12 protein-coding genes and 1 pseudogene are annotated in these 13,387 nt (G+C 59.4%); 5 read left to right on the plus strand and 8 right to left on the minus strand.

Annotated features, from left to right (window positions below; all coding sequences use genetic code 11):
• Window positions 1–135: 135 nt before the first annotated feature.
• Both PI91_RS07995 and copA read right to left on the minus strand, forming a co-directional pair.
• Complete coding sequence (locus tag PI91_RS07995) at window positions 136–930, minus strand: TraB/GumN family protein (RefSeq protein ID WP_023293131.1); 795 nt, start codon at window positions 928–930, stop codon at window positions 136–138.
• A gap of 50 nt (window positions 931–980) precedes the next feature.
• Window positions 981–3,479, minus strand: coding sequence for a copper-exporting P-type ATPase CopA (copA, locus tag PI91_RS08000; RefSeq protein WP_039265865.1), 2,499 nt, complete (start codon window positions 3,477–3,479; stop codon window positions 981–983).
• Window positions 3,480–3,587: 108 nt separating this feature from the next.
• On the opposite strand from copA, the gene cueR reads away from it, so the two are divergent.
• Entirely contained in the window at window positions 3,588–3,998 is a 411-nt protein-coding gene (gene cueR, locus PI91_RS08005; protein WP_021241620.1) for a Cu(I)-responsive transcriptional regulator, read from the plus strand.
• Here the strand turns inward: cueR and PI91_RS08010 are convergent.
• From PI91_RS08010 to PI91_RS08020, 3 genes are read right to left on the minus strand one after another with little or no spacing between them, the layout of a single operon-like run.
• Window positions 3,995–4,447, minus strand: a complete 453-nt coding sequence (locus PI91_RS08010) for an NfeD family protein (RefSeq protein ID WP_008499311.1) — start codon at window positions 4,445–4,447, stop codon at window positions 3,995–3,997. The two genes, cueR and PI91_RS08010, sit on opposite strands and share 4 nt — an antisense overlap.
• Entirely contained in the window at window positions 4,444–5,358 is a 915-nt protein-coding gene (locus PI91_RS08015; protein WP_008499312.1) for an SPFH domain-containing protein, read from the minus strand. Before PI91_RS08015 ends, PI91_RS08010 begins: the two co-directional genes overlap by 4 nt.
• 44 nt (window positions 5,359–5,402) lie before the next feature.
• Entirely contained in the window at window positions 5,403–6,254 is an 852-nt protein-coding gene (locus tag PI91_RS08020; protein WP_039265867.1) for a hypothetical protein, read from the minus strand.
• Window positions 6,255–6,396: 142 nt separating this feature from the next.
• Here PI91_RS08020 and fetA point away from each other — a divergent pair, with 142 nt between their 5' ends.
• Both fetA and fetB read left to right on the plus strand, forming a co-directional pair.
• Window positions 6,397–7,068: an iron ABC transporter ATP-binding protein FetA gene (gene fetA, locus PI91_RS08025; RefSeq protein WP_008499314.1), complete on the plus strand. Its 672-nt coding sequence runs from the start codon at window positions 6,397–6,399 to the stop codon at window positions 7,066–7,068.
• Entirely contained in the window at window positions 7,061–7,843 is a 783-nt protein-coding gene (fetB, locus tag PI91_RS08030; RefSeq protein WP_039265869.1) for an iron export ABC transporter permease subunit FetB, read from the plus strand. Before fetA ends, fetB begins: the two co-directional genes overlap by 8 nt.
• A 49-nt stretch (window positions 7,844–7,892) precedes the next feature.
• On the opposite strand, the gene PI91_RS08035 is transcribed toward fetB, so the two are convergent.
• From PI91_RS08035 to tesA, 3 genes are read right to left on the minus strand one after another with little or no spacing between them, the layout of a single operon-like run.
• Window positions 7,893–8,747 (minus strand): co-chaperone YbbN, encoded by an 855-nt coding sequence (locus PI91_RS08035; RefSeq protein ID WP_023293125.1) that lies wholly within the window; start codon window positions 8,745–8,747, stop codon window positions 7,893–7,895.
• 58 nt (window positions 8,748–8,805) lie between these two features.
• Window positions 8,806–9,576 carry an SDR family oxidoreductase gene (locus PI91_RS08040; protein WP_008499317.1) on the minus strand — a complete coding sequence of 257 codons (771 nt, stop codon included), beginning with the start codon at window positions 9,574–9,576 and terminating at the stop codon, window positions 8,806–8,808.
• A gap of 28 nt (window positions 9,577–9,604) precedes the next feature.
• Complete coding sequence (gene tesA / locus PI91_RS08045; protein ID WP_157841584.1) at window positions 9,605–10,231, minus strand: multifunctional acyl-CoA thioesterase I/protease I/lysophospholipase L1; 627 nt, start codon at window positions 10,229–10,231, stop codon at window positions 9,605–9,607.
• Between tesA and ybbA the strand changes: the two genes are divergently transcribed.
• Together ybbA and ybbP are read left to right on the plus strand one after the other, a co-directional pair.
• Window positions 10,199–10,885, plus strand: coding sequence for a putative ABC transporter ATP-binding protein YbbA (gene ybbA / locus PI91_RS08050; protein ID WP_008499319.1), 687 nt, complete (start codon window positions 10,199–10,201; stop codon window positions 10,883–10,885). The genes tesA and ybbA overlap by 33 nt on opposite strands.
• A pseudogene (ybbP, locus tag PI91_RS08055) lies at window positions 10,882–13,295 on the plus strand (putative ABC transporter permease subunit YbbP). The gene ybbA and the pseudogene ybbP overlap by 4 nt, the downstream one beginning before the upstream one ends.
• Window positions 13,296–13,387 lie beyond the last annotated feature (92 nt).

Below are 13,387 nucleotides of genomic sequence, written 5' to 3' on the forward strand. Positions count from 1 at the left end.
TAGCACCATCTTGCGCAATAGTGTTGGCAGTGATGGTCACTTTGAGCGACAATCGGCTCAGCCGAAGGTCACTTCGGTATAATAAAAACGATGAAATTCCTCTTTGACGGGCCAATAGAGATATTGGCCATTTTTTTATTTCAGCAACGACGGCAAATTCCCTTCGCCGTATAAATGTAACGCCCCAACCGCCACCACGTATTCCCCCGCTGGCAGAGCATGCAGCGTCTCTCGCCAGGCTTTGTTACGCGCATTCATCAGCACATCATACAGCGATTCACTGAACGTCGACGGTAGCGCCAGCCTGCCGTCCGCGGGCGGTGCATCCAGCCACCAGCCAATCATGGTCTGCAGCAGGCGTGCGTTGGTGTGCCAGTGGGTGAGGGTATCATCCAGCAGCATCAGACCGTCGTCGGGAAGCTCTCGCAGGAGCGCAATCTGGCTGTCCGTACCTTCCAGTTCGATGATCGGCATACGGCGCGCCCGCGCCACGTTCAGCAGCTGGTAATCAATGCCGTAATCACCCCGCAGCCCCAGACGCTGGGCCTGCGTGGCCTGTAATACCATTGCGATTTGCCACAGCGGCAGGGTGTCAATCATGGAGAGCGATACGCCGGTTTCCTCGGCGACGCGCGTCAGTTCCGCGAGCTGGGCCTCATTCAGACGTTCCGCCAGCGGGAGATCGCTTTCAAGCCCGGCAAACGGTGACTCATGGCCCGAGATGTCCGCCTCGACGACCAGCGCGTCGGCGCGCTTCAGGCGCTTTATCAGACCGGGCGGCAGAGGAGACATACCCTGCGTGCCCATATGGATGCTGCCGACCAGGTGCAGGTGTTGCCCGCCGGGAAGCGAGATATCCAGACCGGGCCAGGCGTAACGGCGAGGGAAAAGGGCGCGAAACGATGTTTTTATACGATGAAACAGACCCATACGCGCTCCATAAACGGAAAGGTTCATGCTAGCGCGTACGGGTACAAGGTTCAATCCTTCGGTTTAAACCGCAACAGCCGGTTGGCGTTGCTGACCACGGTGATGGAGGAGAGCGCCATCGCCGCGCCCGCGACCACCGGATTAAGCAGCGTGCCGGTCAGCGGCCACAAAATGCCGGCAGCAATCGGGATACCGAGCGAGTTGTAGATAAACGCCCCCAGCAGGTTCTGCTTCATGTTGCGCAGCGTGGCTTTCGAAATGGCCAGCGCATCGGCCACGCCCATCAGGCTGTGGCGCATCAGCGTGATGGCCGCGGTTTCGATGGCCACGTCGCTGCCGCCGCCCATCGCGATCCCCACATCCGCCTGGGCCAGCGCCGGGGCATCGTTGATGCCGTCGCCGACCATTGCCACCTGACGGCCCTGACGTTGCAGTTTTTTAATGGCGTCCGCTTTGCCGTCCGGCAGTACGCCCGCAATCACCTCATCAATACCGGCTTCTTTCGCGATGGCGTTGGCGGTGGTCGGGTTATCCCCGGTTAACATCACCAGACGATAGCCCGCACGGTGCAGGCGCTGTAAGGCGTCCACGCTGTCCTGGCGAAGCGGATCGCGCACGGCCAGCAGCGCGGCGGCTTTGCCGTCCACCGCCAGCAGAACCGGGGTAGCGCCCTGAGACGCCTGCGCCTTCAGCTCGTTTTCCAGCGCAGCGGTATCAATACCGTTTTCATTGAGCAGCGCCTGGTTGCCCAGCAGCAGCGCATGGCCTTCTGCCTCACCGCTCACGCCGAGCCCGCGCAGGGTGCGGAAGTTGCTCACCTGCGGCAGGGCAGACGCATTGGCTTTATCGAGAATAGCGCGCGCCAGCGGATGGCTTGAGCCTTGCTCCAGCGCGGCGGCGAGACGTAGCGCCTCCTCTTCGGCAATGCCTGCGGTCGTGACGGCGACCACCTGCGGTTTACCTTCCGTCAGCGTGCCGGTTTTATCAAACACCAGCGTGTCGAGCGTGCTGGCCCGCTGCAGCGCGTCCGCGTCCCGTACCAGTACGCCAAATTCGGCCGCGCGCCCTACGCCGGAGATAATCGACATCGGCGTCGCCAGGCCAAGGGCGCAAGGACAGGCGATGATCAGCACCGTGGTAGCGATCACCAGGGTATACACAATCTGCGGCGCGGGGCCGAAGAAGTACCAGATCGCCGCGCTTAGCAGGGCAATGCCGACCACCACCGGCACAAAAATGGCCGAGATTTTGTCAGCAAGCTGGCCAATCTCCGGCTTGCTGCTCTGCGCCTGGCGCACCATGCGGATAATACGCGACAGCGTGGTGTGGCTGCCGACGGCACTGGCGGTGAACAGCACGCTGCCGTCCTGCACCACCGTACCGGCATGCACGGCGTCGCCATCGGATTTCTGCTGGGGAATAGGCTCCCCGGTCAGCATCGCTTCATCCAGCCAGGCTTCGCCCTGGCTTATCTTACCGTCAACGGGAACGCGGTCGCCGGTGGTCAGACGCAGCGTCATGCCGGGCTGAACCTCGGCCAGCGGGACGCTCTTTTCCCCCTCGTCCGTGACCACGCGGGCCGTCGGCGGGGTTAAATCGAGCAATCGTTCCAGCGCTTTCGAGGAACGCTGACGGGCGCGGGCTTCCAGCATATGGCCTAAGTTGATCAGGCCGATAATCATCGCGCTCGCTTCATAATAGAGATGCCGCGCTTCCATCGGGAACCACTGGGGCCAGACGTTCACGCTCATGGAATAGAGCCACGCCGCGCCGGTCCCGAGGGCGACCAGCGTATCCATCGTCGCGGTGCGGTTTTTCAGGCTCTTCCAGGCGCTGGTATAGAAATGCCCGCCTGCAAACACCATCACCGCAAGGGTAATCAGACCAATCACCAGCCACAGGGTGCGGTTGTCGTCGGTGACCATCATGTTGTCGCCGAGCATGCCCCACACCATCACCGGAATACCCACCAGCAGGGCGACAATCGCCTGCCAGCGGAAGCGCTTCATGGTGGCGATAGCCGTTTCCTGCTGGCGCTCGCGGCGCTCGGCATCATCTTCGATGGCCTCCGCGCCGTAGCCCGCTTTTTCAACGGCCTGCACTAACTCTGCGGCGGAGGCGCTGCCCATCACCAGCGCAGTACGCTCCGCAAGATTCACCCGTGCCTGCGCGACGCCCGGTACCGCCTGCAGGGCGTTTTGTACCCGGGAGACGCAGCTGGCGCAGCTCATGCCGTTGATCAGCAGCTGTTGGCTGTCATCAATATCATCCGCTGCCGGAAGCTCAGGAGTGGCCGCTGTCAGTGCTTCCGACGGGGATGATGACTCTGCCAGCGGTTTAGCCTTTGGGTGGCTTAACTCCGCCCCGTAACCGGCCTGTTTAATGGTATCAATCAGCGCGTCCGCGCTGGCGCTGCCGGTCACGGCGGCATGGTCGATAGTCACTTCAGCGCTTTCAACGTCAGGACGCTGTTCCAGGCTTTCTTTAACGCGTTTGACGCAGTGGCCGCAGGAGAGGCCGTCCAGCGTCAGGTCGATAGTGTGAGACATAACAAAACTCCCGTATAATATATTGGTCAGTTGTTGACCGGAGTAACGCTTTTCGCTAACTGTTATGAAGGTTAAACCTTCCATCAAGGGGAAGGTCAAGGGGGAAATGTGAATATCAGTGACGTGGCAAAAAAAACCGGCTTAACCAGCAAGGCGATCCGCTTTTATGAAGAGAAGGGGCTGGTAACGCCGCCGCTGCGCAGTGAAAACGGCTACCGCAGCTACACGCAGCTGCATCTGGATGAGCTGACGCTGCTGCGCCAGGCAAGACAGGTCGGGTTTAATCTGGAAGAGTGCGGCGAGCTGGTTAACCTGTTCAACGATCCTAAGCGTCACAGCGCCGACGTGAAAAAACGCACCCTGGAAAAGGTGGCCGAAATTGAACGCCACATCGTCGAACTGCAGGCGATGCGTGAACAGCTGCTGCAGCTCGCGGACTCCTGTCCGGGGGATGACAGCGCCGACTGCCCGATTATTGATAATCTTGCCGGCTGCTGCCACCGCAAAACCCACGCTTAACAGGCTTTTACCCGCAGGGTAATACCTTCCACCGCAATGACTTCAACCCGCGTGCCGGCGCTGAGGTCATCGTCGGCCACCACCGGCCACGAGCTGTCGCCTACGCGCATGTGCCCGCGTCCGTTCACCAGCGCGGTGTCGAGGGTAAAACGCTTGCCGACAATCTGCTGTCCGCGCTGGTTAAGGTGGGCGTCCACCGGTTTCTGCTCGTTAACCCGCCGGTTAAGCCAGCGCCACCACAGCCAGGCGGCCACCAGCGTCAGCGCGGCAAACAGCGCCCCCTGCCACGCCCAGTCCAGGGGAAGGATCCAGACCAGAAGACCGGTAATGACGGCGGCCACACCGCTCCAGAGCAGGTAGCCGTTGCCGCCCAGCATCTCCGCTGCCAGCAATAAGCCACCGAGACTTAGCCAGAAGGCATGAGGATGTGCAACGATGAGCTCAATCATTTTTTACGCTCGTTTCCGCTGTCCTTAATCAGTTCGGCGATCCCCGCGATAGAGCCCATCAGGCTGCTGGCATCCAGCGGCATCATCACCACTTTGCTGTTGTTCGCCGAGCCGATCTCTTTCAGCGCGTCGGTATATTTTTGCGCAACGAAGTAGTTCACGGCCTGAATATCACCGGCGGCAATTGCCTCGGACACCATCTGGGTCGCGCGGGCTTCCGCTTCGGCGGAACGTTCACGCGCTTCCGCCTGTAAGAACGCGGACTGACGGTCGCCTTCCGCTTTCAGGATCTGCGACTGTTTTTCCCCTTCCGCTTTGAGGATCTCCGCCTGGCGTACCCCTTCGGCTTCCAGAATGTAGGCGCGCTTGGTTCGCTCGGCTTTCATCTGGGCGTTCATGGAGGCAATCAGCTCCGCCGGCGGGCGCACGTCGCGGATCTCGATGCGGGTAACTTTGATCCCCCACGGGTTGGTGGCCTCATCGACAATGTGCAGCAGGCGGGTGTTAATGCTGTCGCGCTGGGAAAGCATCTCGTCCAGCTCCATCGAGCCGAGTACGGTACGGATGTTGGTCATCGTCAGGTTGACGATCGCCAGCTCCAGGTTGCTGACCTCATAGGCCGCTTTTGGCGCATCAATCACCTGAATAAAGCACACGGCGTCGATGGTGACGTTGGCGTTATCCTTGGAGATCACTTCCTGGGACGGAATGTCCAGAACCTGCTCCATCATGTTGATCTTGCGGCCTATCCTGTCCATGAACGGGACAATCAGGCTTAAGCCGGGTTGGAGCGTGTTGGTGTAACGGCCGAAACGCTCGACGGTCCACTGATAACCCTGAGGGACAATTTTGACGCCAGCGCCCACGATAACCAGCGCAACGAAAATAAGGACGGGAACAACGATAAGCATAAAAACCTCCTGTTTTGCATGCCGTGATGAGTGAAAGTGTGTATTTATTGCTCGTAAGTATAGGTAAAGTCAGAGATGAAGCCATCACCCGCTTCGGCAATGGCTTTGGATAATCCCTGGTAGTAATGCTCCAGCCCACGCGCTTCGATACGCTGGATCTGTTCGCGAAGGGGGGCGCAGAACAGAACGGCATTTCCCGCCTCAACGCGTTTGTTATTCGGTGGAAGGTCGCCCGCGATGGCTTTAAACCAGGTTCTGATGCCCTGCTTTAAATTATGCGGCGCTTTTGCCAGGTTATCCATGCCCGTCAGGATCTGCAGAGTAGGGAACTCATCGGCCTGCACAGCGGTTTTCATGCGCGCAAAGAACTGGCTGAACAGCTCGAACGAGCCCAGATCGGTGACGCGGGGCTTGGTGGTTTTACCGTTTTTATTGCCGATTTTACCTGCCGCTGACGCCGCTGCCGGAACCGCGTTCACCTTTTCCAGCTCCAGTCCGAAAAGCAAATTGCAGTGCGCGCGGCGCGCTTTCAGCGGGTAGGACATCAGGACGTCAATGAACTGTGTGGCTTTCACATCCGCAAGATTGTGGTTGATAAGCCACTGGGTGCGCGAAAATTCCGCCGGAGAGACGAACCAGTCCGGCACCTCATTGAAGCGTTTTGATTTGCCTTCACCGTCAAATTCAAGGAAGTGTGTCCCGTTGTCGAAGGCAAAATAGCAATTTTTGAAGCTGCCGATCGTGGTGTTCACGATGAGCGCCTTCTTAACAAAGTCCACCACCTCTTCACCCATCACAAAACGCGTGCGTTCCGACGATTTGATGACGTCCATTAATGTTTCGACATCAGGAACACCAGGCTTCAGGGAGGGAAACTCATAAAAAATATGTGCCATGCTGCATACTTCCTGTAGTGATGGTGGTGACAATTGCAAACAAAAAGCTTAACACTTGCTTCAGTGTGAGGCTATTCGCGCTGCGCGGGCGAAAGGATTATGCTACAGACGGTTATGACAAAAAGCGGTCAACGGAAGCGCAATGAACGATAAAAAAAACGTATTACTGCTCAGGGATGTCGGATTTCGAGTCGGGGAAAACACGATCCTGCAGCACGTCGGGTTTAGCCTGTCGCCGGGCGAGTTTAAATTAATCACGGGTCCCTCAGGCTGTGGGAAAAGCACGCTGCTGAAGATTGTGGCGTCACTCCTCAGCCCGACGGAAGGAGCCATTCTGTTTGAAGGCGAGGATATCGCCTCGCTTTCCCCGGAAAGCTATCGCCAGCAGGTCTCGTACTGCGTGCAAACGCCCGTGCTTTTTGGCGATACGGTCTATGACAACCTGATTTTTCCGTGGCAAATCCGCAATAAAACGCCGGAGCCGGAAAAGTTTATCCACGATCTGGCCCGCTTTGGGCTGGCGCAGGAGACGCTGAGCAAATCCATCAACGCGCTGTCGGGCGGCGAAAAGCAGCGGGTCTCGCTGATCCGCAACCTGCAGTTTTTACCGAAGGTGTTGTTGCTGGACGAAATCACCAGCGCGCTCGATGACGTCAACAAGCGCAACGTTAACGAGATTATTCATCGTTACGCCCGGGAGCAGAACATTGCCGTGCTGTGGGTGACGCACGACGCTAACGAAATAACCCATGCGGATGACGTAATCACGCTCCAGCCGCACGGCGGGAAAATGCAGGAGGCAAACCGTGGGTGAGCATAACATTACGAACGAATCGCTGGCCTTTTCGATGGTGCTGGTGCTGATTGCGATTGTGGTCAGCTACCGGGAAAAGCTGGGGCTGGAAAAAGATATCGTGTGGAGTATCTGCCGCGCGGTGATTCAGCTCATCATCGTCGGCTATGTGCTGAAGTATATCTTCAACGTTAACCACGCGGTGCTGACGCTGCTGATGGTGCTGTTTATCTGCTTTAACGCGGCGTGGAATGCGCAAAAGCGCAGTAAATACATTGATAAGGCGTTTATCTCATCGTTTATTGCGATTACCACCGGAACGGCGCTCACGCTGGCGGTGCTGGTACTTTCCGGCTCGATTGAGTTTACGCCGATGCAGGTCATCCCTATTTCCGGGATGATTGCGGGGAACGCGATGGTGGCCGTTGGGCTCTGTTATAACAACCTCGGCCAGCGTTTCAGCAGCGAACAGCAGCAGCTGCAGGAGAAACTAAGCCTGGGGGCAACGCCAAAAGTGGCCTCGGCGCGGCTGATTCGCGAGAGCATTCGTTCATCGCTGATTCCAACGGTAGATTCCGCCAAAACGGTGGGGCTGGTGAGCCTGCCGGGCATGATGTCGGGGCTGATTTTTGCCGGTATCGATCCGGTAAAAGCGATTAAGTATCAGATCATGGTGACGTTTATGCTGCTTTCCACGGCAAGCCTGTCGACCATCATTGCCTGCTACCTGACCTATCGGAAGTTCTACAACGCGCGCCACCAGCTGGTGGTGACGCAGTTGAAAAAGACGGGGTAACATCGTCTTTGTAGGCCCGGTAAGGCGAAGCCGCCACCGGGCTTTTTTATCAATACAACAGCGCGTAAAGCTGACGACGATACTTCGACGCCAGCGCGTCGCCGGTGCCCAGCGCGGCCAGGATCTCCTGGAACATCTTGCGCGCCTGACCGTCTGCGGCGGCTAAATCTTTTTGCAGATGGCTGAAGAGCAGCTCAAGCGCCTCTTCGTTACGCCCCACCTGATGCAGCTGCAGCGCAAGCTGGCTTGCCAGCGCGGCGTCCGCCGGGTTGTCGGCAACCTGCTGCTGCAGCTGCTGAATTTCCGGGGTATCCGCCGCCTGCTTCAGCAGCTCAATCTGTGCAACCAGCCCCTGATAGCGGGTGTCCTGATCCTGCAGCGGAACCGTCTTGAGTACGGCCTCCGCGTCTTCTGAGCGGTGCAGGGCAATCTGCGTCTCCGCCAGCAGCAGGCCAATCTGGCTGTTCTGTTTTGACAGCTGCCACGCCTCTTTCAGCAGCGGCAGCGCCTCGTCGTATTTACCTTCCTGCATCAGCGCCATGCCTTCCTGCGCTTTCAGCTCTTCTTCGCGCGGCAGCACCTTATCCAGCAGGGCGCGGATGGCCTCTTCCGGCTGCGGCCCCTGGAAGCCATCAACAGGCTGGCCGTTCTGGAACAGATAGACGGTAGGAATGGCGCGCAGACCAAACTGAGACGCGACCATCGGCTCGGCGTCACAATCCAGTTTTGCGAGAATGAACTGACCGTTGTACTGGGCGGCAAGGCTTTCCAGCACCGGCGTCAGCTGCAGACAGTGTTGGCTACGTTCAGACCAGAAGTAGAACAGGACCGGTTTGGTCATCGACTGTTCAAGAGTCTGTTGCAGGTTAGCTTCTGTGATATTGACGATATTCTGTACGGACATGCGGCTTTCTCTTTTGTCGGTTTGTTCTTTACATGGGGATGCGCGTCGTCGCTTCAACTCAACCGTGTAAAATTTTGTCCATTATCCGGCCCGGCAGCAGGCGTTTTAACCAGCCGACGGCATGGGTGACCAGCGTCACCGGATAGCGCATTTTGGGATGTTCACTCTCAAAAGCATGGCGCACTTTGGCCACCACCGCCTCGGGCCCGAGGGTAAAACGTGCGGCGATGCCGGGGTTCTCAACCGGTTTATCCGCCTGCGTCTGGTTAACGTTTTCGGTAAAGCGGGTGCGGATCGGGCCAGGTTCAATCAGGCTGACCTTAATGCCGCTGTGGCGTAGCTCCATGCGCAGGGCGTCGGACCAGGCCTCCAGCGCATATTTACTGGCGGCGTAGGCACCGCGGCCCGGGGTGGAAATCAGCCCCATCACCGACGACGTCATCACGATGCGCCCTTCACCGTGCGGCAGCATCGCGGGGAGCAGACGCATGGTGAGCTGATGTACGCCGAAAAAGTTGGTCGAAAACTGCTTCTCCAGCGTTTCGCGGGAGAGGGTATCCAGCGGGCCATACACGCCGTAACCGGCATTATTAAACAGGCCGTAAAGACGATTACCGGTCAGGGCGATCACCTCATCGGCGGCGCGGTCAACGCTCTCCGGCGAGTCCATATCCAGCAGCACGCCGGTAAAGCCCAGCCCGTTCATGCGTTCGACATCGTCGGGTTTGCGACAGGCCGCCAGAACCCGAAACCCCTGGCGCTTCAATTCGAGCGCGCTTTCCAGACCGATTCCACTGGAACATCCTGTAATTAAGACCGATTTTTGCATAACTTTACCTGTCAGGATCTCCGCTTAATCAGGAGTCATGTTTAACTAAAGGAGCCAGCCGCGTTGCCATCCAGTCGGCAATAAACGGCTGCGCATCGCGATTGGGGTGGATCCCGTCGTCTTGCATCCACTGGGGTTTGAGATAGACCTCTTCCATGAAAAATGGCAGCAGCGGAATATCAAACTCTTTGGCAAGCTTGGGGTAGATCGCGCTAAAGGCCTCATTATACCGACGACCGTAGTTGGCGGGCAGGCGAATTTGCATCAGCAGCGGCTGGGCGTTTGCCGCCTTGATCTCCTGCAAAATGGTGCGCAGCGTATCCTCCGTTTGCTGTGGCTGGAAACCGCGCAGGCCATCATTACCGCCGAGCTCAACCAGCACCCAGCGCGGCTGATGCTGTTTGAGCAGCGCAGGCAGGCGCGTTAAACCTTGCTGTGAGGTGTCGCCGCTGATGCTGGCGTTGATTACAGGCGTTTTGCTCTGCCATTTGTCATTGAGCAGAGCGGGCCAGGCCGCGCCAGCCGCCATGCGATAGCCTGCGCTCAGGCTGTCGCCGAGAACCAGTAACGTGTCCGCTGCCGCCGCGCGGAAGGTCATCAAAATCAAAAACAGGAAGGGCAAATGCCAGCGGAAAACAGTGTTGAAGTTCATCATCTTAAGAAGTCCGTCGGTCAGGGGGAACACGAGCTTTCCATCCTTACCGGAGTTGAACTCGTTGTCAAACGCGCTGAAACCATCGCGCTGATTGGCGAATCCGGTTCCGGTAAGTCCACGCTGCTGGCGATTTTAGCCGGTCTGGACGACGGCAGCAGCGGCGAGGTCCACCTTGTCGGGCAGCCGCTGCATCAGCTTGATGAAGAGGCGCGGGCCGCGCTGCGCGCGCGTCACGTTGGTTTTGTCTTTCAGTCCTTTATGCTGATCCCAACCCTGAACGCCCTGGAAAACGTCGAGCTTCCGGCGCTGTTGCGCGGTGAAAACAGCCGTGAAAGCCGCGCGCATGCGAAAGCGCTGCTGGAACAGCTCGGTCTGGGGAAACGTCTCGACCATCTTCCCGCCCAGCTTTCCGGCGGTGAGCAGCAGCGCGTGGCGCTGGCCCGCGCGTTTAACGGCCGCCCTGAGGTGCTGTTTGCCGATGAGCCTACCGGCAACCTTGACCGTAAAACCGGCGACAGGATTGCCGACCTGCTGTTTTCGCTCAACCGCGAGCACGGCACCACGTTGATCCTCGTCACCCACGATCCGCAGCTCGCGGCGCGCTGCGACCGTCGCCTGCGGCTGGTGAACGGTGTTCTGCAGGAGGAAGCATGATTACCCGCTGGTTCTGGCGCGAGTGGCGGTCGCCCTCGCTGCTGATTGTCTGGCTGGCGCTCAGCCTGGCGGTGGCCTGCGTGCTGGCGCTCGGCAGCGTCAGCGACCGCATGGAAAAAGGGCTTAGCCAGCAGAGCCGGGAGTTTATGGCGGGGGACAGGGCGCTGGAAAGCTCCCGCCCCGTGCCGCCGGGCTGGATTGAAGCAGCGCGCAAAGAAGGGCTGAAGGTGGGAGAGCAGCTCACCTTCCAGACCATGACCTTCGCGGGCGACATGCCGCAGTTGGCGAGCGTCAAGGCCGTCGATGATATCTACCCGATGTACGGTGACTTACAGACCAGTCCGCCGGGGTTAAAGCCGACGCCCGGTACGGTGCTGCTGGCATCGCGTCTGATGGCGCTGCTGAACCTCAAACCCGGCGACAGTATCGACGTCGGCGACGCCACGCTGAAAATCGCCGGGGAAGTGGTGCAGGAGCCCGACGGCGGATTTAACCCGTTCCAGCTTGCGCCGCGTCTGCTGATGAACACCGCGGATGTCGCGGCCACCCATGCGGTACAGCCGGGCAGCCGCGTCACCTGGCGCTATAAGTTTGGCGGCACGCCCGCCCAGCTTGCCGCGTATGAAAAATGGCTTCTGCCGCAGCTCAAACCGGAACACCGCTGGTACGGGCTGGAGCAGGACGAGGGGGCGCTCGGTAAATCTCTGGAGCGCTCTCAGCAGTTCCTGCTGCTGTCGGCCCTGTTGACCCTGCTGCTGGCGGTGGCGGCGGTGGCCGTGGCGATGGGGCACTACTGCCGCAGCCGCTACGACCTGGTGGCGATCCTCAAAACCCTCGGGCGGGCCGGGCGCAGCTGCGCAAGCTGATTGTCGGCCAGTGGCTGATGCTGCTGGTCCTGTCGGCGCTGACCGGCGGAATAATGGGGCTGCTGTTTGAAAAACTGCTGATGGTGATGCTGAAACCGGTGCTCCCGGCCGCCTTGCCGCCGGCCAGCCTCTGGCCGTGGCTGTGGGCGATGGGCGCGATGACGGTGATCTCGGTGCTGGTGGGGCTTCGGCCCTACCGCCTGCTGCTCGCCACGCAGCCGCTGCGCGTGCTTCGCAACGATGTGGTGGCGAACGTCTGGCCGCTGAAGTTCTACCTTCCGGTGATTATTGCGGTGGCGGTGGGGCTGCTGGCGTGGCTGATGGGCGGCAGCACGCTGCTGTGGGCGGTGCTGGCCGGGGCGGTTGTGCTGGCGCTGCTGTGCGGCGTGCTGGGCTGGATACTGCTCAACCTACTGAAAAGGGTGACGGTAAAATCCCTGCCCGTGCGCCTGGCGGTCAACCGTCTGCTGCACCAGCCCTGGTCTACGCTCAGCCAGCTGTCGGCGTTCTCGCTGTCGTTTATGCTGCTGGCGCTGCTGCTGGTGCTGCGCGGCGATCTGCTCGACCGCTGGCAGCAGCAGCTTCCACCGGAAAGCCCGAACTATTTCCTGATCAATATCGCCCCTGAGCAGGTTACGCCGCTGAAGGGCTTCCTGTCGGAGCATCACATCATCCCCGAATCGTTCTATCCCATCGTTCGCGCGCGTCTGACGCAGATCAACGGCCAGCCAACGGAGGGGAACAAGGACGAGTCGCTGAACCGCGAGCTGAATCTGACATGGCAGGATAAACGCCCTGATCACAACCCGATAACCGCCGGCACCTGGCCGCCAAAAGCGGGAGAGGTGTCGATGGAGGAGGGGCTGGCGACGCGGCTGAACGTGAAGCTGGGAGACAGCGTGACCTTCACCGGCGATACCCAGGATTTCACCGCGAAAGTCACCAGCCTGCGTAAAGTGGACTGGGAAAGCCTGCGGCCCAACTTCTTCTTTATCTTCCCGCCGGGGGCGCTGGACGGGCAGCCACAGAGCTGGCTGACCAGCTTCCGCTGGGAAAACGGCAACGGCATGCTGACCCAGCTCAACCGGGAGTTTCCGACGGTCAGCCTGCTGGATATCGGCGCGATCCTCAAACAGGTGGGGCAGGTGCTGGAGCAGGTGAGCCGCGCGCTGGAGGTCATGGTGGTGCTGGTGACGATCTGCGGCGTGCTGTTGCTGCTGGCCCAGGTGCAGGTGGGCATGCGCCAGCGCCATCAGGAACTGGTGGTTTACCGCACGCTGGGGGCCGGTAAGCGGCTGCTGCGAATGACGCTCTGGAGCGAGTTTGCGCTGCTGGGGCTCGTGGCCGGTCTGGTGGCCGCCATTGGCGCAGAGACGGCGCTGGCGGTGCTGCAGACAAAGGTGTTCGACTTCCCGTGGGAGCCTGACTGGCGTCTTTGGTTGACTCTGCCTCTGTGCGGCGCTGCGCTGCTTTCCCTCTGCGGAGGCTGGCTCGGCACGCGGCTGCTAAAGGGCAAAGCCCTGTTCCGTCAGTTTGCGAGTTGATTTAGTGTGGTGATAATTACGCACCGGATTTTTATGCCGGTGCGTAGTGTTTAAATAGCACAAAGTGATAATACCCACTCATTTAGTAGCAC

The sequence above is a fragment of the Enterobacter sp. FB genome, from assembly GCF_000805795.1.
Lineage (GTDB): Bacteria > Pseudomonadota > Gammaproteobacteria > Enterobacterales > Enterobacteriaceae > Enterobacter > Enterobacter roggenkampii.